Source organism: Rhodococcus sp. GXMU-t2271, assembly GCF_041414735.1.
GTDB lineage: Bacteria > Actinomycetota > Actinomycetes > Mycobacteriales > Mycobacteriaceae > Rhodococcus > Rhodococcus indonesiensis.
The window spans coordinates 1-20,688 of record NZ_JAUIZP010000009.1 but is presented as its reverse complement, the minus strand read 5'-3'; the positions used below and the strand labels follow the sequence as shown (position 1 = coordinate 20,688).

Annotated in this window: 19 protein-coding genes and 1 riboswitch; of the genes, 7 read left to right on the top strand and 12 right to left on the bottom strand. The window is 70.4% G+C overall.

Annotation, left to right across the window (positions count from 1 at the left end):
• Positions 1–112: 112 nt before the first annotated feature.
• The 5 genes from QYS60_RS04325 to QYS60_RS04305 all read right to left on the bottom strand — a co-directional run bounded on the left by QYS60_RS04325 (position 113) and on the right by QYS60_RS04305 (position 4,964).
• Positions 113–511, bottom strand: coding sequence for a hypothetical protein (locus QYS60_RS04325; protein WP_054373700.1), 399 nt, complete (start codon positions 509–511; stop codon positions 113–115).
• Between the two features lie 74 nt (positions 512–585).
• Positions 586–1,713, bottom strand: coding sequence for a glycosyltransferase family 4 protein (locus tag QYS60_RS04320; protein WP_371382521.1), 1,128 nt, complete (start codon positions 1,711–1,713; stop codon positions 586–588).
• A gap of 42 nt (positions 1,714–1,755) precedes the next feature.
• On the bottom strand, positions 1,756–3,084 hold the full coding sequence (locus tag QYS60_RS04315; protein WP_371382520.1) for a hypothetical protein: 1,329 nt from the start codon (positions 3,082–3,084) through the stop codon (positions 1,756–1,758).
• A gap of 55 nt (positions 3,085–3,139) precedes the next feature.
• The gene (locus tag QYS60_RS04310; RefSeq protein WP_371382519.1) at positions 3,140–4,183 is read right to left on the bottom strand and encodes an NlpC/P60 family protein; all 1,044 of its coding nucleotides are present in this window, start codon (positions 4,181–4,183) and stop codon (positions 3,140–3,142) included.
• Positions 4,184–4,382: 199 nt separating this feature from the next.
• Complete coding sequence (locus tag QYS60_RS04305; RefSeq protein WP_003934126.1) at positions 4,383–4,964, bottom strand: C40 family peptidase; 582 nt, start codon at positions 4,962–4,964, stop codon at positions 4,383–4,385.
• Positions 4,965–4,978: 14 nt separating this feature from the next.
• A riboswitch (cyclic di-AMP (ydaO/yuaA leader) is annotated at positions 4,979–5,146 on the bottom strand.
• 489 nt (positions 5,147–5,635) lie between these two features.
• Here QYS60_RS04305 and QYS60_RS04300 point away from each other — a divergent pair.
• Both QYS60_RS04300 and QYS60_RS04295 read left to right on the top strand, forming a co-directional pair.
• Positions 5,636–7,411, top strand: coding sequence for a DEDD exonuclease domain-containing protein (locus tag QYS60_RS04300; RefSeq protein ID WP_371382567.1), 1,776 nt, complete (start codon positions 5,636–5,638; stop codon positions 7,409–7,411).
• 42 nt (positions 7,412–7,453) lie between these two features.
• Positions 7,454–7,729 (top strand): Lrp/AsnC family transcriptional regulator, encoded by a 276-nt coding sequence (locus QYS60_RS04295; protein ID WP_003934124.1) that lies wholly within the window; start codon positions 7,454–7,456, stop codon positions 7,727–7,729.
• Positions 7,730–7,779: 50 nt separating this feature from the next.
• Here QYS60_RS04295 and trpD read toward each other — a convergent pair whose 3' ends face one another.
• On the bottom strand, positions 7,780–8,853 hold the full coding sequence (gene trpD / locus QYS60_RS04290; RefSeq protein WP_200863096.1) for an anthranilate phosphoribosyltransferase: 1,074 nt from the start codon (positions 8,851–8,853) through the stop codon (positions 7,780–7,782).
• Positions 8,854–8,919: 66 nt separating this feature from the next.
• Entirely contained in the window at positions 8,920–9,366 is a 447-nt protein-coding gene (locus tag QYS60_RS04285) for a hypothetical protein (RefSeq protein WP_052033882.1), read from the bottom strand.
• A gap of 137 nt (positions 9,367–9,503) precedes the next feature.
• Between QYS60_RS04285 and QYS60_RS04280 the strand changes: the two genes are divergently transcribed.
• From QYS60_RS04280 to QYS60_RS04265, 4 genes are all read left to right on the top strand, one after another.
• The gene (locus tag QYS60_RS04280) at positions 9,504–10,115 is read left to right on the top strand and encodes a heme-copper oxidase subunit III (protein WP_003934121.1); all 612 of its coding nucleotides are present in this window, start codon (positions 9,504–9,506) and stop codon (positions 10,113–10,115) included.
• Between the two features lie 63 nt (positions 10,116–10,178).
• Positions 10,179–11,048 (top strand): c-type cytochrome, encoded by an 870-nt coding sequence (locus QYS60_RS04275; RefSeq protein WP_040780777.1) that lies wholly within the window; start codon positions 10,179–10,181, stop codon positions 11,046–11,048.
• Positions 11,045–12,172 carry a ubiquinol-cytochrome c reductase iron-sulfur subunit gene (locus QYS60_RS04270; RefSeq protein WP_003934118.1) on the top strand — a complete coding sequence of 376 codons (1,128 nt, stop codon included), beginning with the start codon at positions 11,045–11,047 and terminating at the stop codon, positions 12,170–12,172. The genes QYS60_RS04275 and QYS60_RS04270 overlap by 4 nt, the downstream gene beginning before the upstream one ends.
• On the top strand, positions 12,169–13,818 hold the full coding sequence (locus tag QYS60_RS04265) for a cytochrome bc complex cytochrome b subunit (RefSeq protein WP_040780775.1): 1,650 nt from the start codon (positions 12,169–12,171) through the stop codon (positions 13,816–13,818). The genes QYS60_RS04270 and QYS60_RS04265 overlap by 4 nt, the downstream gene beginning before the upstream one ends.
• A 244-nt stretch (positions 13,819–14,062) precedes the next feature.
• On the opposite strand, the gene QYS60_RS04260 is transcribed toward QYS60_RS04265, so the two are convergent.
• From QYS60_RS04260 to QYS60_RS04245, 4 genes are all read right to left on the bottom strand, one after another.
• Positions 14,063–14,593: a cytochrome c oxidase assembly protein gene (locus QYS60_RS04260; protein ID WP_371382518.1), complete on the bottom strand. Its 531-nt coding sequence runs from the start codon at positions 14,591–14,593 to the stop codon at positions 14,063–14,065.
• Complete coding sequence (locus QYS60_RS04255; protein WP_371382517.1) at positions 14,521–15,114, bottom strand: DUF2243 domain-containing protein; 594 nt, start codon at positions 15,112–15,114, stop codon at positions 14,521–14,523. Before QYS60_RS04255 ends, QYS60_RS04260 begins: the two co-directional genes overlap by 73 nt.
• A gap of 728 nt (positions 15,115–15,842) precedes the next feature.
• Positions 15,843–16,259 (bottom strand): cytochrome c oxidase subunit 4, encoded by a 417-nt coding sequence (locus QYS60_RS04250; protein ID WP_003934113.1) that lies wholly within the window; start codon positions 16,257–16,259, stop codon positions 15,843–15,845.
• Positions 16,260–16,290: 31 nt separating this feature from the next.
• A complete protein-coding gene (locus QYS60_RS04245; RefSeq protein WP_152975473.1) occupies positions 16,291–17,355 on the bottom strand; it encodes a cytochrome c oxidase subunit II in 1,065 nt (354 codons plus the stop codon).
• Between the two features lie 272 nt (positions 17,356–17,627).
• Here QYS60_RS04245 and asnB point away from each other — a divergent pair, with 272 nt between their 5' ends.
• Positions 17,628–19,553: an asparagine synthase (glutamine-hydrolyzing) gene (asnB, locus tag QYS60_RS04240; RefSeq protein WP_371382516.1), complete on the top strand. Its 1,926-nt coding sequence runs from the start codon at positions 17,628–17,630 to the stop codon at positions 19,551–19,553.
• A gap of 63 nt (positions 19,554–19,616) precedes the next feature.
• Here asnB and QYS60_RS04235 read toward each other — a convergent pair whose 3' ends face one another.
• Positions 19,617–20,588: a carbohydrate kinase family protein gene (locus tag QYS60_RS04235; protein ID WP_289380583.1), complete on the bottom strand. Its 972-nt coding sequence runs from the start codon at positions 20,586–20,588 to the stop codon at positions 19,617–19,619.
• Between the last annotated feature and the right edge of the window lie 100 nt (positions 20,589–20,688).

Here is a 20,688-nt window from a genome sequence, read left to right as displayed (position 1 = left end):
TTCCTTTCCGTCTGTCCCCGTCGTCTACCGGATCGGCACACGCGGAAACCGCTGTCTATCACACCGTAGTAGTTCCGGTGCGGGCTCGTCGCCTGCACATACGGTCCGTCGATCAGGGGTGGGGGTCCTGTGGAGGTTCGCCGGCGGCGCGCCCGGCGTCGAGCCGCCGCTTGACGTCGAACGTCATGACCTTGCCGGCGACGCGGCGCCGATGATTCATGGCGGCGAGGTCCCACTCCCCCGCCTTCTCCGGCGGCATCCCGGCCGGTTCGCAGTGCAGGAAGTAGTGCACGATCGCGCCGTCGAGCATCGGCTCGAGCCAGACCTCCATCGTGCCGGTCAGCGCGCCGCCGACCGACCACCGGATGCCCTTCTCGGCTCGGTCCTCTCGGACCGTCAGGTCCAGGTCGGGCCACCACGACCGCCAGCGGCGGGGCTCGGCGATCTCGGCCGCGATCCGGCTCGGCGCCGCGGCGATGAAGGCCTGATCGGCCACCTGAATGCTGCTCACGGGGACAGCTTCACACACGCCCGGTCCCGGCTCTTCCAGGGGGTTGCGCGGGCCGCGGCCGGACGGCCGGTACGTCAGGCCAGCAGCCGCCGCAGCTTCTCTCCGAGTACGTCCCACCGCCATTCGGCGCCCACCCAGGCACGGCCGGCTGCGCCCATCGCCGCCGCGCGGTCGCGGTCGGCGAGGAGGTCGGCGACGGCGGCTGCCACCGCCGCGACCGAGGTGCCGTCCACGACGACACCGGTCTCTCCTTCCCGCACGGTCTCCGGCGCGCCGCCGGAGCGGCCCGCCACCACGGGCACCCCGGTGGCGGAGGCCTCGAGATAGACGATTCCGAGACCTTCGACGTCGAGGCCGGCGCCGCGCGTACGGCACGGCATCGCGAACACGTCCGCGATGGTGTGGTGGGCGGCGAGTTCGGCGGCCGGCACTCCTCCGGTGATCACGACGTGGTCCTCGACCCCGACGGTGCGGGCCAGTCTGCGGAGGCGATCGTGGTACGGGCCCCCGCCGACGATCACGAGCACCGCCCCGTCGACGCGGCGCCGGATCTCGGGCAGCGCACGGATGAGCATGTCCTGGCCCTTGCGCGGCACGAGCCGGGACAGGCACAGCGCGGTGGGGCGGTCCCCGAGGCGGTACCGGGCGCGCAGTTCCGCGCGAGCTGCGGGATCCGGCCGGAACACTTCGGTGTCCACGCCGGACGGCAGGTGCTCGAGACCGGCGCCGGGACCGAACGCCGAGGCGAATCGACCGCGGGTGTACCGGCTGACGTAGGTGACGGCGTCGGTGGTGTCGCCGATGCGGCGCAGCGCCTGCCGTCCGGCGGGCACCATCGACCACCCGACCTCGTGCCCGTGGGTGCTGGCCACGATCCGGCGGGCGCCGGCGCGGCGCAACCCGGGGGCGAGCAGGGCCAACGGGGCCGCAGCGCCGAACCACACGGTCTCGCAGCCGCGGTCGGTCATGAGCTGGGCCGCCCGCCGCGCCACGGCGGGGGTCGGCAACATCAGGGTCGTGGGGTGGCGGACGACCTCGAAGGGTTGCCGGGCGTCGAACTTCACGTGACTGTCCCCGCGCCATCGCGGAGCGTAGACGACGAGGTCGTCCGGCGGCACCTGGGCCGCGAACGCTTGCAGATAGGACTGGATCCCCCCGGGCCGGGGCGGAAAGTCGTTGGTGACCAGCAGCGTTCGGGGCATGCGCTCACCGTAGGCGGTGCTGCGGGCGGCCCCGGCGGCGGGTCAGCCGACGGGTGCCGGCACCTGCGTTTCGAGCCGGCCCCGCCATCGGTCGACGAGCTGCTCCACGTCCACACCGAGCACGTCGCCGACGGCGGCGTCGAGTTCCCGGGGGTCGGCAGGCCCGGCGGCCAGCCGCCGGTACAGCGCGGTGAGCCGCTCGCTGCCGAACTCCTCGGCGACGAACGCCGCGATCGACCATGCGCTCTCGTACGCCAGGCGCGCGCCGTCGCCGGCGAAGTCGGCGTCCGCGGGCAGCGTGGTCGGCGCCCCGCGCTCGGCGACCACGGCGGCGAGGGTGGGCGCGATCGCGGCGAGATCGCCGCCGGTGCCGCGGTAGCCGACGTAGTCGGCATAGCCTTCGAGGATCCACAGCGGAGACCCGTCGACGGTGTCGGTGCGCGCCGCGACGTGGGTGAGTTCGTGACGCAGGATCGCCCGCAGGCCCGCCCGGTCCAGCCGCTGCTCCGCGGCGGGACTGAAGACGATGCGCTGACCGGTGGTCTCGCCCCGCTCGTGATCGACGGCGTCGGACACCGCGACGGCAGCGATGTCCGCGCCGTTGTAGCGGCTGCCGACCTGGGCGGTGAACTCGTCGTGCGAGGCGGTGACGAGCACGAGGGCGCGGCGGGGCCATCCGGTTCCCCACACGGCGTCCACGGCCTCGACGGCGGCGGCGAGTTCGGCGGCGATGTCGGCGACGAGGGACGAGTGCCCGGGATGGCCCACGACGAGGGACCGGCTCCCGGCTCCGGTGTCCACGGCCCGGACCTCGAGTGGGCCGTAGTCCCACGGCCCCCGCCAGGTGGTGGTTTCCGCGCCCGGCAGCGGGCGGTCGTCGACGAGGTGCCACTGCTCCCCCCGGCGGGCGAGGACCACCGTCACGGGCTTGCGCGTCGGTTCGTCGTCGATCCCTTCGACGGCGTAGCGCAGCAGGACGGTGAGGGCACGGGCCTCGTCGGCGCCGAGCCGGGCCGCCAGGTCGTCGGGGACGTCGGTGCCGAGGTCCGGACCGAGCTCGTAGGCGAAGTCCGCCAGCGGCAACGCGGCGAGGGCCTCCGCGCGGCGGACCTCCGCGTCGAGCAGTCCCGGGCGGGCGCGGGGATCCACGACGGTGGCGAGTACCGCCGGGTCGGCGGTGCGCACGGCCCGGGACCATGTGTCGAGCAGTTCCTGCACGGCCCGGTGCGAGCCCGGTTCCGCCGGGCCGTCGTCGGGCGTGAACGCGAGCGAGAGGCCGACGGCCAGGACCGCGACGACCAGTCCGGCGACGCCGAGCCGCTCCCACCGGCGGCTGCCAGGGGGGCGGGGCGACGAATCGGGCGCGGGCACGGCGGCCAGTGTAGGTCGCGCCCACGACGGCGCCGCGGGGGCGGCGCGGCGGACGTCAGTACCGGCGGGCGTTGTGGAACGGCATCCGGTCCATCGGGGCGACCTTGACCGGCACTCCGTAGGTGGAGGCGTGCAGGACGTTGCCGTTACCCGCGTACAGCCCCACGTGCGAGGCGTCGTCGTAGAAGGTCACGACGTCGCCGGGTCGGAGCTGATCGCGCGGGACGGGGGTGCCCCCCTGCGCCTGGGCCTGACTCGACCGCGGCAGGTCCTTGCCGATCTGCTTGTAGGCCCACACCACCAGACCGGAGCAGTCGAACTCGGAGGGACCGGCGGCACCCCAGCTGTACGGGCTGCCGATCCGGGTCATGCCGGCTTGCAGGGCACCGCTGCCGCTGCCGGGGGCCAGGCTCGACAGGATCTTCTCGGCATCGAATCCCGGGGGGAACGGGGTGCCGGCGAGGGTGGCCTTCTCCTCGGCGCTCAGGTCGGCGAACGCGGCGAGCACCTCGTCGATCCGGGCCTCGAGTTCGCTCTGCTGCCGCTGCAGTTCGTCCCGCACGACCTGGGCCTGCTCGGCGGCGGCGCGCGCCTGGTCGGCCGAGCGCTGGGAGGCCAGCGCAGCCTCCGCGGCCGCGGCCGACGCGGTGCGGAATCCCGCGACCTGGTCGGCGGTCTGGTGGGCGATGACGTCGAGCGCCGCCATCTGGTCGAGCAGCTGCTGGGGCGACTCGCTGACCATCAGAGCGAACAACCGGTTGGTGCGGGCGCCGCGATAGTTGGCGACGGCGAGCTTGTCCACCGTGGGCCGGAAGACGGCGAGTTCCGCTTCCGCGGCGGCCAGCACCTCCCGGTCGCGCGTCAGAGCCGCGTCGGCGGCGCGCTGGGCCTCGACCTTCGCGTCGAGGTCGATTCCGGCGTTGTGCAGCGCCTCGGTGGTCTGCTCGGACTTGCGTGACAGCTCGGCCAGCCGCTCCAGTGCGGCGGTGGGGCTCTCCCCCACCGGGTCGGCGCCGGCCGGGGCGGCCACCGAGAACACCGCGAGGAGCACCCCGATCACCAGCGCCCGAAGCGACGGTTTCGTCCAGTCCACCACCACGGGACCAGGTCCTTTCGTTCGACGTTGCGCACCCGTTACCCGAAAAATCTCGATCAGGTTACGGAAGGGCTCCGGGTCGTGTCTACCCGCCGGTAGCTCCGGCTGCGCCGGGCAGTGCGGCCCCGGAGCGCCAGCGGGGGCGGACCGGCGTCGACCGGTCCGCCCCCGCTGCACTGCGTGACAGTCGTGGAGTCGTCGCTCAGTAGCGGCGGGCCCCGTCGACCGGCATCGAGTTCATCGGAGCGATCTTCACGGGCTGACCCGAGGTCGACGCGTGGATGACGTTGCCGTTGCCGATGTAGATGCCGGAGTGGCCACCGCCGTAGAACGACACGACGTCGCCGGGCTGCAGGGCGGAGACGTCCACGGCCCGGCCGGCGGAGGCCTGGTCGTAACTGGTGCGCGGCAGGTTCAGACCGGCCTGCTTGTAGGCCCACTGCACCAGTCCGGAGCAGTCGAAGGCATCAGGACCGGCGGCGCCGTAGACGTAGGGGGCGCCGAGCTTGCTGTGGGCTGCGTCCACGGCGCGCTGGGCAACCGAGGTCACCGGCGCGCTGAAGGGCGCGGCCGGAGCCGGTGCGGCACCCTGCGGGGCCGGCGGGACGAGGTTGGTGACCTCCGGCGGAAGGGTCACGCCGGCCGGCAGGTCGAACGAGCCGACGCCGGGAATGGTGATCGGCTCCGCGAGGGCGGGACCGGCCGAGACGGTGACCGCACCGAGAGCGAGGGCACCGGCAACGACAGCGCGCCGGACGGTGCGCTTGGAAATCTGAGACGCCACGAGGGGTTTGCTCCATTTCTTCCGTTCGTCCGCCGACCGAGTTAGCTGACGGGTTCGGGCTGGGAAGATCAGCCCTACCCCTCGTTCCGCGGTGACGGTCGGAGGGGATTCACCCCAGAGGACAACGTGGGTCCCCGGCTCGGGCACCCGCTGTGGATGCGCCGATTAGGCGGTGACCGAGCGGCGTCTCCCCTCTGGTGGTTCGACATCCTCACCGCTTGGTCTCGAAAAGATTACGAAATCGCATCGGAGGATGTCGAGCTTCGACGCTTCATGGGCCGCAGATTGACAGATATGCCCGATTCGGGCCGCACGACCCCGGCCGCGCGATCACGGAAACGTAACGGTCGGTTCGAGGGCGGCGGCCCCGGCGGCGGTGGCCGGCACGCCCCGGGGCCCGCCACCGGCCCGCTGACACGTCGTCGCAGGTCCCGCGGGCGATCTCCGCGGCGAGGACGCCTGCGACACCGCCCGTCGCGGCGACACGCCCCACCGTGCCACCCGGGTCGCTACCCCGTCGGGGCGGCGCCCACACCCACACGGGTGATCGACGATGTGATCCTCGTCTCGTCGAGCCGGGTCCGGGCCTCCGACCCTCTTTTTCCCTCCGGTTGGTGCCGGATCCCACTCCCCGCGGTGTCGGACCCGGCTCCTACCCTGACGACGTGACCGTGCCCCGACGACCCGACCCTGCCGTCGGGGTGCAGCTCGGGTTCGACGAACTGGACACGCCGTTGCGGGAGACGCTGTTCGTCGTCGTCGACCTCGAGACCACCGGCGGCAGCTCCACGGACGACGCCATCACGGAGATCGGCGCGGTCAAGATCCGCGGCGGTGAAGTACTCGGTGAGTTCGCCACGCTCGTCGACCCGGGCCGGTCGATCCCGCCGAACATCGTCCAGCTCACCGGCATCACCACCGCCATGGTGTGTTCCGCGCCCCGGATCGAGCAGGTCCTGCCGTCGTTCCTCGAGTTCGCCGCAGGGGCCGTGCTCGTCGCGCACAACGCGGGCTTCGACGTCGGCTTCCTGCGGGCCGCGGCGTCCCGCACCGAAGTCGCGTGGCCACGGTTCACGGTGCTGTGCACGGTCAAGCTCGCGCGCCGCGTGCTCGGCCGGGACGAGGCCCCGTCCGTGCGACTGTCCGCCCTCGCCGAGTTGTTCCGCGTGTCCACCACGCCCACGCACCGCGCGCTCGACGACGCCCGGGCCACCGTCGACGTCCTGCACGCGCTCATCGAGCGCGTCGGGAACCAGGGTGTCCACAGCCTCACCGAACTGCGGGACTACCTGCCGGCGGTCACCGCGGAGCAACGCGCCAAGCGGGCCCTCGCGGCACACCTGCCGCGACGGCCCGGCGTGTACCTGTTCCGCGGGCCCTCCGACGAGGTGCTGTACATCGGTACGGCCGTGGACCTGCGCCGCCGCGTGCGCAACTACTTCACGGGTTCCGAGACCCGGCCCCGGTTGAAGGAGATGGTGGCGCTCACCACCCGGATCGACCACGTCGAATGCGCTCATGCACTCGAGGCCGGGGTGCGGGAGCTGAGACTGCTGGCCGCGCACGCTCCGCCCTACAACCGCCGCTCCAAGTTCCCCGCGCGGGGCTGGTGGATCACCCTCACCGACGAGGCGTTCCCCCGGCTGTCCGTCGTGCGGACGCCCGCCGCGGCTCCACCGCATCCGGTCGGCGGCCCCACGGTCGACGCCGTCGGTCCGTTCTCCTCGCGGGCCGACGCCGTCGCCGTGGCCACGACCGTCGCCGAGTTCTGCCACCTGCGGACCTGCACCCGCCGCATACCCCGCACGAAGCGACACGGCGAGCACTGCCCGCCGGACGCCGTCGGAGCCTGCGCCGCGGCAGCCGCCGGACTGCAGACCCCCGCCGAGTACGCACGGCAAGTGGACCTCGCCCGCGCCCTGCTCCGCGGAGAGGACGACGAGCCGCTGCATCGGATGCGCCGAGGCATCGAACACCTCGGCGCCGCCGAACTGTTCGAGAGCGCGGCCAGGTTGCGCGACCGCACGGCCGACGCCGTGCTCGCACTGCGCCGGACGCAGCGCCTGGCCGCTCTCGCGGCGGTGGACGAGCTGATCGCTGCCCGCCGGCGGGCAGAGGGCGGCTGGGAGTTCGCGGTGATCCGGGCGGGCCGGCTCGCGGGGGCGGGAGTCGCTCCACGCGGCGTCCCGCCGATGCCCGTGGTCGACGCGATCGTCGCGGCAGCCGAGACGGTGCGACCGACGACCGCCCCGCTGCGGGGTGCACTCGTCGAGGAACTCGGACTACTGGTCCGCTGGCTCCACGACGACGGCGTCCGCATCGTCCGAACCACCCAGGGCTGGTCGGAGCCGCTCCGCGGCGCCGGCGCCTGGGCGCAATGGGGCGAACGCGCCCGGACGGCACGTGCCGGGGCCGAACCGGTCCCCGTCGCGCACCCCCTACGCTGAGTGCTCGCCCGCACGTCCGTTCCCGGCAGTCGAGGAGAGCCCATGATCCACGCCATCGTCCTGATCCACGCCGACGCCCACCGGATTCCGGAGACCGCTCAGGCGGTCGCCGATCTGGCCGGTGTCGACAAGGTGTACTCGTGCGCCGGTGACATCGACCTGATCGCGTTGCTGCGGGTGCGGGACCACGAGGAGATCGCCGAGGTCGTCACCCGCGGGATCAACAAGCTCGAGGGCGTGGCCAAGACGGCGACGCACATCGCCTTCCAGTCGTACTCGAGCGCCGATGTCGAGGCCGGGTTCTCGATCGGCGAATAGGACGGAGCCCCGCCCGTCCCGCGTTCACCTCGCGCCGGCGAGCCGGGTGGTCACCGCGATCCGGCGGCGAGCCGGGTGGTCACTTCGGCCCAGCGGGCAAGGACCGCCGCCGCAGCGCCCGAGTCCAGCGCCTCGGCGGCCGTCTGCATCCCCGCTGCCAGGGCACTGGCGAGCGACCCTTCGAACCCCCGGAAGGCGGCGATCGCCCCGGCGGCGTTGAGCAGGACCGCGTCGCGCACCGGCCCGTGCTCGCCGGCGAGGACCGCCCGCGCGATCGCGGCATTGTCGGCGGCGTCGCCGCCGCGCAGCGCTTCGAGCGGCACCCGGGCGACGCCCAGGTCGGTGGGGTCGAGGCTCACGGTGCTCACGTTGCCGTCCCGGACGACGTACACCGTCGACGTCGTGGACGTGGTCAGTTCGTCCAGGCCGTCGTCCCCCCGCACGACGAGAGCCGAGTTGCCCCGCTCGGCGAGGACCCCGGCGACGGTGCCGATCAGCTCCGGGAACGCGCATCCGATCAGCCCGGCGCGGGGCCGGGCCGGGTTGGTCAACGGCCCGAGCACGTTGAACACCGTGGGAATTCCGATCTGCTTGCGCGGGGCGGCCGCGAACCGGAGCGCGGGGTGGTAGACGGGTGCGAAACAGAACCCGATACCGGCCTCGGCGACCGACGCCGCGACGGCCTCGGGACCGAGATCGATGTGCACGCCCAGCGCTTCGAGCACGTCCGCGCCGCCGCTCTTCGACGACGCCGCCCGGTTGCCGTGCTTGACGACCCGGATCCCGCACGCAGCCACCACCAGCGACGCCATGGTGGAGATGTTGACCGTGTTCGCCCGGTCCCCTCCGGTGCCCACGATGTCGACGACGTCGTCGTCCACCGGCACCAGGCGCGCATGGGCGAGCATCGAGTCGGCGAGGCCGAGCAGTTCCTCGGGGGTCTCCCCCTTCATCTTCAGCGCGACGCCGAAGGCGGCGATCTGCGCGGCCGTGGCGTTGTCGGACATGATCTCGTCCATCGCCCACTGGGCCTCCGCCCGGGCGAGGTCGCGTCCGGCGGTGAGCGCACCGAGGACCGCCGGCCAGCTCCGGGCCACCGCATCCGCCTGTAGTCCAGCGTTCATCGCACCTGCCCTCGCCGCATCTCGCTCCTTGTGTCCGACGCCGTCGTCGGCGGCGCACGGAGGAGCTTAGTCAGCGCCCGTCGCCGGCTGCAGGGCGTCCCACCCCAGCGCGGTGCCGCCGAGGCGCTGGGCGAGAGAGGCCATCCGTGACCGTTCCTGCGAACAGTGCAGCGCATCGAGGACCTGCACCCGCTGCAGCAGGACGGCCTCGAGGCCGGTCCCGGCCGGGTGCGCGGGCTGGGCGGGGGCGTACCCGTCCTGTGCACACAGGGCGATCGCCTGCTCCACCGAATCCGCCGGCAGTTCGAGGTGATGGCGCAGCACGGCCTCCGCCTCCGGGGACCACCCCGGTTCCGCCGCCGAGCCCCGCTCGAGGGCGGTCGAACAGGCCTCGACGTCGTCGAAGGACGAGACCACCACCACCAGGTCCGGCCGCGCCGGATCGAGCGGCTCCGGACGCTTGCGTGAGAACACCCGGAGGACTCGGCTCCAGACCCCTGCACCACTGCTCATCGCACCACGATCCCATGCTCGGCGACGGGGCGCGACGACCCCCCGAAACGGGGACTCACAGGCCGGTCACCAGCAAAGACGCGCCGATTTCAGCCCCGAGTGTCCAAGAGTTACTACGAACAGTCATACTTGCGAACGTGACGAGCGCAGTAGGGACTTCAGGAACTGCAATCACCCAGCGCGTGCACTCGCTGAACCGGCCCAATCTGGTCAGCGTCGGCACCATCGTGTGGTTGTCCAGTGAGCTCATGTTTTTCGCAGGGCTCTTCGCCATGTACTTCGTGGCCCGGGCGCAGGCCGACGGCAACTGGCCGCCGGAGCCTGTGCATCTCAATCTGGCGCTGGCGGTGCCGGTCACCCTCGTGCTGATCGCCTCCTCCTTCACCTGCCAGATGGGTGTGTTCGCCGCCGAACGCGGCGACGTGTTCGGCCTCCGCCGGTGGTACATCATCACCCTGCTCATGGGCACGTTCTTCGTGCTCGGCCAGGGCTTCGAGTACAGCCAGCTGGTCGCGGAAGGCGTGACGATCTCGAGCATGGTCTGGGGGTCGGTCTTCTACATCACGACCGGATTCCACGGCCTCCACGTCATCGGCGGTCTCATCGCCTTCGTGTTCCTCCTCGTACGCACGAGGGTCAGCAAGTTCACGCCGGCGCAGGCCACCGCAGCGATCGTCGTCTCCTACTACTGGCACTTCGTCGACATCGTGTGGATTGCGCTGTTTGCCACGATTTATTTCATCCGTTAGCCAGCTGAACGCCCAGGCAGCCCCCTGACGTCCAGTCCGTCCCGACATACCAAAGGGATACAGATGAGTTCATCCCCACCTCTCGCTTCCGAGGGTGACATGCCCGGTCAGTCCGCGGCCGCGTCCGCCAAGTCCCGCCGTCAGCGCAAGCTGCGCCGCCGCGTCACCGGTGCGCTGGTGCTCGCCCTCGGCCTGCTCAGCGCGGGCTTCCTCGCCTCCGCGCTGACCCCCGCGCCGCAGGTGGCGACGGCGAACGAGGACCAGTCGGCACTGATCCGCGAAGGCAAGCAGCTCTACGAGACCTCCTGCGTCACGTGCCACGGCGCCAACCTGCAGGGTGTGCAGGACCGCGGACCGAGCCTGATCGGTGTCGGCGAGGCAGCCGTGTACTTCCAGGTCTCCACCGGCCGCATGCCGATGATGCGCAACGAGGCCCAGGCCCTGCGCAAGACGCCGAAGTTCGACGCGGCCCAGACGGACGCCCTCGGCGCCTACATCCAGGCCAACGGTGGCGGCCCCACGCTCATCCGCGACGAGAACGGTGAGATCGCGCAGTCCTCGCTGCGCGGCGACGACATCGCGCGCGGCAGCGAACTGTTCCGCCAGAACTGCGCCTCGTGCCACAACTTCACCGGCCGGGGTGGCGCACTGTCGTCCGGCAAGTTCGCGCCCGTCCTCGACCCGGCGAACGAGCAGCAGATCTACACCGCGATGCTGACCGGTCCGCAGAACATGCCCAAGTTCTCCGATCGTCAGCTCACGCTGGAGGAGAAGCAGGACATCATCGCCTACGTCAAGGCGTCCAGCGAGACGCAGAGCCCCGGCGGATACGGCCTGGGCGGCTTCGGCCCCGCATCCGAGGGCCCGACGATGTGGGTGGTCGGGATCGTCGCCGTCGTGGGTGCGGCACTGTGGATCGGAGCAAGGTCATGAGTGGCGGCGAAACGCCGAACAAGCACACGGTCGAGAATCTCGATCAGATGAGCCGCGACGATCTCGTCGCGCTCGGCACCAACCTCGACGGCGTGGACGTGGCGTTCCGCAAGGACCGCTGGCCCGTCGGGGGTACCCGCGCCGAGAAGCGCGCGGAACGCAACGTCGCCTTCTGGTTCGGGCTGGCGGGTGTGTCGGCTCTCGCGTTCATCGCGGTGTTCATCTTCTGGCCGTGGGAGTACCAGGGTCCCGGGGAGGACAACTACTCGCTGTACAACCTGTACACGCCGCTGCTGGGCCTGACCCTGGGTCTGGCCATCCTCGGCGTCGGCGTCGGCGCGGTGCAGTTCACCAAGAAGTTCATCCCGGAAGAGGTGTCGATCCAGGATCGGCACGACGGCGTCTCCTCGGAGGTCGATCGGCGCACGATCGTCGCGGAGCTCTCGGACTCGCTGGACACTTCCACGCTGCCGCGTCGCAAGCTGATCAAGCGCACCGCGCTGTTCGGTGGCGGCGCCCTCGGCCTCGGCCTGATCATGCCGCTCGGCGGCCTGATCAAGAACCCTTGGGCCGAAGGTGACGACTCCCCGCTGTGGGTCTCGGGCTGGACGCCCCGGTACCCGGGCGAGACGATCTACCTGCGCCGCGACACCGGCCGCGTGAACGACATCGTCCTGGTCCGCCCGGAGGACCTCGACGCCGGCGGCATGGAGACCGTGTTCCCCTTCCGCGAGTCCGATCGCGGTGACGAGCACGCCCTCCTCGAGGGCCTGCGCGGCATCCGCAATGCCGTCATGCTGATCCGCCTGCGCACCGAGGACACCGCGAAGGCGATCAAGCGCAAGGGCCAGGAGAGCTTCAACTACGGCGACTACTTCGCCTACTCGAAGATCTGCACCCACCTGGGCTGCCCGACCTCGCTGTACGAACAGCAGACCAACCGCATCCTGTGCCCCTGCCACCAGTCGCAGTTCAATGCTCTGGAGTACGGCAAGCCCCTGTTCGGTCCTGCTGCTCGCGCTTTGCCGCAGCTGCCTATTACAGTGAACGAAGAGGGCTTCCTCGTCGCCAACGGCGACTTCATCGAGGCTCTCGGTCCGGCATTTTGGGAGCGTCGCCCGTGAGTACTGCAACACCGTCCCGCGCCGCCCACGCGGCGGAGAACATCGACTCGCGCTATCACCCGGCGGCCGGGCTGCGGCGTCAGATCAACAAGGTGTTCCCCACCCACTGGTCCTTCCTCCTGGGTGAGATCGCCCTGTACAGCTTCGTGATCCTGCTGATCTCGGGCGTGTACCTGACGCTGTTCTTCGATCCGTCCCTCGCGCACGTCGTCTACGACGGCGCTTACACCCCGCTGCGCGGCGTCACCATGTCGCGCGCGTACGAGACGACCCTGGACATCTCGTTCGAGGTGCGCGGCGGTCTGTTCGTCCGGCAGATCCACCACTGGGCTGCGCTGATGTTCGCCGCGTCGATCATCGTGCACCTGCTGCGCGTGTTCTTCACCGGCGCGTTCCGCCGTCCGCGCGAGGCGAACTGGGTGATCGGCTCGCTGTTGCTGATCCTCGCGATGTTCGAGGGCTTCTTCGGCTACTCGCTGCCCGACGACCTGCTCTCCGGCACCGGCCTTCGCGCCGCACTGTCCGGTATCACCATCAGCATCCCGGTGATCGGCACGTGGATGCACTGGCTGATCTTCGGCGGCGACTTCCCGGGCATGCTCATCATCCCGCGCCTGTACGTTGCGCACGTCCTGCTGCTTCCGGGCATCATCCTCGCCCTGATCGCAGCCCACCTGGCGCTCGTCTGGTACCAGAAGCACACGCAGTTCCCCGGCCCCGGCCGTACCGAGCAGAACGTCGTCGGTGTCCGGATTCTGCCGGTGTTCGCCGTCAAGTCCGGCGCGTTCTTCGCCATCACCTTCGCGGTGCTGGCCCTGATGAGCGGTCTGCTCCAGATCAACCCGGTCTGGAACATCGGCCCGTACAACCCGTCGCAGGTGTCGGCCGGCTCGCAGCCGGACATCTACATGATGTGGACGGACGGCCTGGCCCGGATCTGGCCGGCCTGGGAGATCTACCTGTTCGGCCGGTACACGATCCCCGCGGTGTTCTGGATCGCGGTGATCATGGGCCTGGTCTTCGCGGTGCTGATCGCCTACCCGTGGATCGAGAAGAAGTTCACCAAGGACGACGCGCACCACAACCTGCTGCAGCGTCCGCGGGACGTCCCGGTCCGGACCGCGATCGGCGCGATGGCCCTGACCTTCTACGCCATCGCGACCATCATGTGCATCAACGACATCATCGCCTACAAGTTCGACATCTCGTTGAACGCGATGACGTGGATCGGCCGCATCGGCATCCTGCTCGGCCCGCCGCTCGCCTACTACCTGACCTACCGGTTCTGCCTGGGCCTGCAGCGCAGCGACCGTCAGGTGCTCGAGCACGGCATCGAGACGGGCATCGTCCGTCGCCTGCCGCACGGCGAGTACATCGAGATCCACCAGCCGCTCGGCCCGGTGGACGAGCACGGACATCCGATCCCGCTCGAGTACCAGGGTGCTCCGGTGCCCAAGCGCATGAACAAGCTCGGCACCGCCGGCAAGCCCGGCGCGGGCAGCTGGTGGAGCGCGGACCCGGCCGAGGAGGCGACCGCCCTCGAGGCCGCGCACCACGAGGCGGAGGTCGAGCAGCGCGCCATCCTGAGCGAGTACCAGGAGCGCGTCCACGGCACGCCGACGGACGGTGACGGCCGGGCGCACTGACGTCGTCCGTCCGAAGCTGAGGCCCCGAACCGCACGCGGTTCGGGGCCTCTGCCGTTCGGGACCGCTGCCGTTCGGGACCGCTGCCGTTCGGGGCCGCTGCCGTTCGGGGCCTCTACCGTTCGGGACCGCTGCCGTTCGCACGCGTCCCCGTACAGCCCGCGAGCGTCCGAGCGTGTGCGCGGATCGGAGCCCCGGCCGCTCCCCCGCCTCGGCGAACGTCCGGGGTGCGGGGGTAACCGGTGGCTACCGTCCGGACGTGCCGGCACGCCGGCGCCCGCTCGGCGTCGCGTCGGCACCGGTCCCCGGGAGGAGCCGCGGATCGCGGTGCATGACCGCGAACAGGCTGGTGCGGTACAGCAGCCACAGACCGCCCAGATCGAGAACGGCCGCCACCGGCGGAGCTGTGAGCACCGCGACGGGCGACGAGTGGGCTACCGCCACCAGCGCCCGTCGCGCGGGACCCGGCTGCAGTGTTCGCAAGGCGAGCGTGACGGGGCGTGCGAGCACGAGCAGCACCGGGGCCACCATCCCGGCACCCAGGTGGACACCCATGTGGCCGGTGAAGGCCGGCACCGGCAGAGGCGCGGTCGCGGCAGCGACAATCGCAGACCCGGCGACGAAGGACGCATCCCGTGTCCGCGACCAGAGGTCGCCGCGCCGCCGCAGCCGGCTCGACGCGGCGAGGTAGGCACCGGCAATCGTCACGGCGGCGACGACCACGAGCAGTTGCAGAGGCCCCGGACTACCCGGAGCGAGCATCGAATGGTCGTGCATACCGTGACCGCATACCGCCGTCGACTGTCCGCACGGACTGCCCGGATCATCAGGACCGCGCCCACGACGAGGAGCACCAGGGCGAAACCGTTCCAGGCGAGGTCGTACGGCAGCAGCTCGACGTCGTAGCGGATCTGATGGGTACGGAGCACCTTGTGGTCGACGATGCCGTCGAACAGCTTAAAGCCGCCCGCGCCGAGGAACACGGCCGCGCGGAAACGACGAACCGCCAGTGCGTTCTGCCGGCGTAGATCGGCGAACAGCACGAACCCGGCCACCAGCAACAGCAGTTCCGCGGTGTGGAGGAGCCCGTCGGCGAGCAGGCCCACCGCCGGCGTGGACCGGTCGAAGAAGTGGTGCCACCCGAGGATCTGGTGGAACACGATCTCGTCTACCGCCGCCATGAACGCCACTCCGAGCAGGACGCCACTGACAGCGGACCGTCGGACGAGAACGGGCGCAGGAGCTACGGTCCGGTCGTCACGCTCGACGGCGCCTGCCGGTCGGGGCCGATTGGTCATGGCTTCGTCGTCTCCGGGCTCAGGCCCCGCTCGGGGACGGGACGCTCGGCCGTTTTGCGATGAAAACTGGGGTACCCGACCGGTCATGTCGAGAAACGTCGTATCGGAAGGTCTCGTTGCCGGAGCAGTCGGCGCGACGGTGATGACACTGGGCGAGAAGACCGAGCGGCAGGTGACGGGGCGCCCCGACTCCTACGTGCCGGCCCGCGTCCTCGAACGGCTCACCGGGCTGCCGGAGGCTCCCACGCGACAGCCGCTGCTGCTGAACTGGGGCCATGCACTACGGGCAGGGCGCCGTGCTGGGAGTCGTGCGGTCGGTGATGTCGGAGGTGGGGTTGCGAGGGCCGTGGGCATCCGCGAAGTTCACGGTCCTGCGGCTGACCAACGATCAGATCCTGGAGAACGCCACCGGGGTCGGTGCCCCGCCGCAGACGTGGCCACGCTCGGAACTCGTGGTCGACGTCCTGCACAAGGCCGTGTACGCCTTCGTCACCGGAGTTCGTCGCGGACGCCCTGGCAGCGCGCGCCGGGGCCGCGACCCGGGACAGCTGCACGCCGCGACACTGCCGGTGTCGGTCCCGTGCCCCGCGGCCGGGCCATGGGCCGGTCGCCACGATGCCCCTCCCGCAGCGGACCGTCGTCCGCGGCACGACGCTCCCGGAAATACAGAAACCGCGGGGCGACCTCCTCGTGAGGCCGCCCCGCGGTGTCGTGCGTCTACGTGTGGGTCAGTGCTTCTCGGGTCCGACGTGGTACTCGAACACCAGGCCGGCCGCGGCAGCGAGGATGAGCACCACGGCGAGGACGATCAGCCACGGCTGGAAGAAGGCCAGCGAGATGGCGGCGAAGGCGGCCGCCCCGGCCAGCAGGATCGGCCAGTAGCTGCCCGCGCTGAAGAAGCCCAGGTCGCCGGCGCCGTCGCTGATCTCGGCCTCCTCGTAGTCCTCCGGCCGGGTGTCGAGGCGACGGGCCACGAACCGGAAGTACGTGCCGACGATGAGGGTCAGGCCCGCCGAGAGCACGATCGCCGTGAGGCCGGCCCACTCGATGCCCGTGCGGGACAGTCCGGTGAACACTCCGTAGACGATCGCGACGAGCACGAAGAACACCGTCACGACTTCGAAGAGCTTGGCTTCGATCTTCATATCAGCTTGTCCTTGGTCGGAGGGTTACCGGTCAGTTGCCCGCGGTGACGACGCCGCTGGCCGCCCGGTCGGTGCGATCGGTCTTGAACGGGGTGGTGGACGTCGCGACCGGGGACTCGCCGATACGCTCGAGCGCCTGCGCGTTGGTCAGGCCCTGGCCACCGTCCTCGACGGGCTTGCGGAGCTCGATGTACTCCGCGAACCGCTCCGGGCTCACCGCGCGGACCTCGAAGTTCATCATCGCGTGGTAGGTGCCGCACATCTCGGCGCAGCGGCCGACGAACGCGCCTTCCTCCTGGATCTCGGAGATCTGGAAGACAGGATCGGAGCTGTTGTTCAGCGGGTTCGGGTTGACGTCCCGCTTGAACAGGAATTCCGGCACCCAGAAGGAGTGGATCACGTCGGAGGAGGCGAGCACGAACTCGATCCGGCGGTCGGTCGGCAGGACCAGGACCGGGATCTCGTTGCTGGTGCCGACCGTCTCGATCTTGTTGTAGTGCAGGTACGACAGGTCCTCGGTCTCCTGACCGTGGATCGGGGCCGGGATCTCGTGCTCGCCGCCGGCGTGCTCCTCGTCGTCGCCCGCGACCGCGGCCTGGGCGATCTCGTCCGTGCCCTCGTACCGCGCGGTGCCCTCACCGAGATCGATCGTGCGGTAGCCGAACTTCCAGTTCCACTGGAACGCCGTGACGTCGACGACGACGTTCGGGTTGTCCTCCTTGTCGAGGACGTAGTTCTGCACCACCACGGTGAAGTAGAACAGCACCGCGATGATGACGAACGGCACAGCCGTGTACAGCAGCTCGAGCGGCACGTTGTAGGCCGTCTGCCGCGGGAACTCCGGCGAGTCCTTCTTCTTGCGGTGGAAGATGACCACCCAGAAGGTCAGGCCCCATACCAGCACACCCATGACGAGGGCGGCGACGACCGACCACGTCCACAGCTCACGCATACGCTCGGCCTGCGGGGTAATCCCCTCCGGCCAGCCGAAACGCAGGACTTCCTCGCTGCTGCATCCCGTCAGCAGCAGGGCTGCAATACCGAGAGATGCTGCCAGCCCGAACCGCCGAAGGATCCGACCTTGCGCCACGTTCACGCCTTCCTGATCGCCGCAATTCCACTAGGGCACACCCGGAGGGCAGACCCAATTACTACGCAGCGTAGACCAAACCCGGCTGCTATCCATCCCCGGGGCGCACACAACGTGTCGCGTCGTCGCGTGCCCGCTGCTCACGACCGGGTCGACCCCGGCCGCCGGCTGCCGCGACCCCCGGGCTGCGGCATACTGCCATGCAGACCGTCGGTCCCTGCCGCGGCAACATTCCCGGGGGCCGAATCCATCCCAACCGGAATGAGGTATCGGACGCCGTGTGCGGACTGCTCGGGTTACTGACCACTGACGGCACCAGCGACGACGCCGTCGCCAAGGTCGACTCCGCGATGCACTGCCTGCGCCACCGTGGTCCCGACGAGCACGGCACCTGGCACGACGGTGACCTGGTCTACGGCTTCAATCGGCTGTCGATCATCGACATCGCGCACTCGCACCAGCCGCTGCGCTGGGGACCCCCGGAGTCTCCGGAGCGCTACGCCCTGACTTTCAACGGGGAGATCTACAACTATCTGGAGCTGCGTGCCGAGCTGACCGAGAAGTACGGGACCCAGTTCGCCACCGAGGGCGACAGCGAGGCCATCGTCGCCGCGTACCACCACTGGGGTGCCGACGCGGTGCGACGGCTTCGCGGCATGTTCGCGTTCGCAGTCTGGGACACCGAGACGCGCGAGTTGTTCCTCGCCCGCGATCCCTTCGGCATCAAGCCGCTGTTCCTCGCCACGGGCACCGGCGGTACCGCGTTCGGCAGCGAGAAGAAAAGCCTGCTCGAGCTGGCCGACGTGATCGGGATCGGCACCGGACTCGATCCCCGGGCCGTCGAGCACTACACGGTGTTGCAGTACGTGCCCGAACCGGAAACCCTGCACGCGGAGATCCGGCGGCTCGAGTCCGGGTGCTTCGCCCGCGTGCGGCCGGGCGGCCGCCCCGAGATCACCCGGTACTTCGAGCCGACGTTCCCCGTCCGTCCCTTCGCCGCGGGTCGGGAGGACGACCGTTACCGGGAGATCGCGGAGGCGCTCGAGGACTCCGTCGCCAAGCACATGCGCGCCGACGTGACGGTGGGATCGTTCCTGTCCGGCGGTATCGACTCCACGGCCGTCGCGGCCCTCGCGATGCGGCACAACCCGAACCTGATCACGTTCACCACCGGGTTCGAGCGCGAGGGCTACTCGGAGGTCGACGTGGCCGCCGAATCCGCCGCCGCGATCGGCGCGCGCCACGTCGTCAAGGTCGTCTCCCCTGCCGAGTTCGCTGCCGCGATCCCCGAGATCGTGTGGTACCTGGACGACCCCGTCGCCGATCCCGCGCTGGTGCCCCTGTGGTTCGTCGCCAAGGAAGCTCGCAAGCACGTGAAGGTGGTGCTCTCCGGGGAAGGCGCCGACGAGTTGTTCGGCGGCTACACCATCTACCGCGAGCCGCTGTCGCTGAAGCCGTTCGAGTACCTGCCGAAGTCGATGCGGCGTGCGGCCGGGAAGCTGTCGGAGCGCATCCCCGAGGGCACCCGCGGAAAGAGCCTGCTCCATCGCGGGTCGATGACGCTCGAGGAGCGGTACTACGGCAACGCCCGCAGCTTCAACGACGCACAGCTGCGGGCCGTGCTGCGCGACTTCCGTCCGGAGTGGACGCACCAGGACGTCACCGCGCCGATCTACGCCCGCTCCGCCGGGTGGGATCCTGTCGCGCGGATGCAGCATCTCGACCTGTTCACCTGGCTGCGCGGCGACATCCTCGTCAAGGCAGACAAGATGACGATGGCGAATTCGCTGGAACTGCGAGTGCCGTTCCTCGACCCGGAGGTCTTCCGCGTCGCCTCACAGGTACCGCTGGATCAGAAGATCACGAAGAACACCACCAAGTACGCGCTGCGTCGAGCCCTCGAGGGCATCGTCCCGCCGCACGTGCTGCACCGGGCGAAGCTCGGCTTCCCGGTGCCGCTGCGGCACTGGCTGCGCGGAACCGAACTGTTCGACTGGGCACGCAACGTGATCGCCGAGTCGGGCACCGAGCACCTGCTGGACAAGGCGGCCGTCGCCCGGATGCTCGACGAACACCGCGAGGGCCGGACCGATCACAGCCGGCGGCTGTGGACGGTGCTGGTGTTCATGATCTGGCACGGCATCTTCGTCGAGCAGCGCATCGTGCCGGAGATCCAGGAGCCGGCGTACCCCGTCGAGGTGTAAGGGCCGCTACGCGGCCGGTGTGTCCTTTGGGCGGCTCCCACCGCCCAAAGGACACACCGGCGGTCACGGGAGGATCGCGGCGATCTCGTCCGCGGCGTCCTGGCCGTACGCGACCGTCAGCCGCTTGACCGCGTCGGGGCGGTCGAAGGTCCATTCCTGGGTGCCGGTCGTCTCGAGCACCAGAACCGCGACGAGCGAGCCGAGCTGAGCGGCACGCTCGAGGGAGAGGCCCGCCCGGTGCCCCAGCAGGAATCCCGCCCGGAACGCGTCGCCGACGCCGGTGGGGTCCACCTTGGCCCGCTCGGGCACGACGCCCACGTGAGTCCGGCGGCCGTCCCGTTCGACGATCTCGACACCGTTACCGCCGAGCGTGGTGACCCGCAATCCGACCATGGCGCGGATCTGCGCCTCGGTCAGGCCGGTCTTCTGCTGCAGGAGTCCCCACTCGTATTCGTTGGTGAACAGGTAGGCGGCGCCGTCGATCAGCCGGGCAGACTCCTCACCGCTGAGACGGGCGAGCTGCTGAGACGGGTCGGCCGCGAACGGCACACCGAGCTGCCGGCACTCGTCGGTGTGCCGGGCCATCGCCTCCGGATCGTTGGCGCCGATCAGGACCAGGTCGACACCGTGTGTCCCGGTCACCTCGGCGAGGGAGATGTCCCGGGCCTCGGACATCGCGCCGGGGTAAAACGACGCGATCTGGGCCATCGCCTCGTCGGTCGTGCACACGAAGCGCGCGGTGTGCGCGGTCTGCGACACGTGCACGGGGCTGCAGTCGACGCCGTTGCCCTCGAGCCACGCGCGGTACTCGGCGAAGTCGGCGCCCACCGCTCCGACGAGCACCGGCGCCCCGCCGAGCACGCCCATCGCGTAGGCGATGTTGCCGCCCACACCGCCACGGCGGACCACCAGGTCGTCGACCAGGAAGCTGAGCGAGATGTGGCTGAGCTGGTCTGCGACGAGCTGCTCGGCGAAGCGTCCGGGGAAACGCATGAGGTGGTCGGTGGCGATGGAACCGGTCACGGCGATGGTCACGTGGCTGGGCCTTTCAGCGGAGGACTGGGATCGATCTCACGCTACCCGCACCCACCGGACAGCAGTGCGGCCCCGACGCGAGATCGCGCCGGGGCCGCAC

Bases quoted from the DNA above. Each gene is read 5' to 3' on its own strand.
- QYS60_RS04320 (WP_371382521.1), bottom strand. From the start codon at position 1,713: ATGCCCCGAACGCTGCTGGTCACCAACGACTTTCCGCCCCGGCCCGGG.
- QYS60_RS04295 (WP_003934124.1), top strand. From the start codon at position 7,454: ATGATCCACGCCATCGTCCTGATCCACGCCGACGCCCACCGGATTCCG.
- trpD (WP_200863096.1), bottom strand. From the start codon at position 8,853: ATGAACGCTGGACTACAGGCGGATGCGGTGGCCCGGAGCTGGCCGGCG.
- QYS60_RS04285 (WP_052033882.1), bottom strand. From the start codon at position 9,366: ATGAGCAGTGGTGCAGGGGTCTGGAGCCGAGTCCTCCGGGTGTTCTCA.
- QYS60_RS04275 (WP_040780777.1), top strand. From the start codon at position 10,179: ATGAGTTCATCCCCACCTCTCGCTTCCGAGGGTGACATGCCCGGTCAG.
- QYS60_RS04270 (WP_003934118.1), top strand. From the start codon at position 11,045: ATGAGTGGCGGCGAAACGCCGAACAAGCACACGGTCGAGAATCTCGAT.
- QYS60_RS04260 (WP_371382518.1), bottom strand. From the start codon at position 14,593: ATGCACGACCATTCGATGCTCGCTCCGGGTAGTCCGGGGCCTCTGCAA.
- QYS60_RS04255 (WP_371382517.1), bottom strand. From the start codon at position 15,114: ATGACCAATCGGCCCCGACCGGCAGGCGCCGTCGAGCGTGACGACCGG.
- QYS60_RS04250 (WP_003934113.1), bottom strand. From the start codon at position 16,259: ATGAAGATCGAAGCCAAGCTCTTCGAAGTCGTGACGGTGTTCTTCGTG.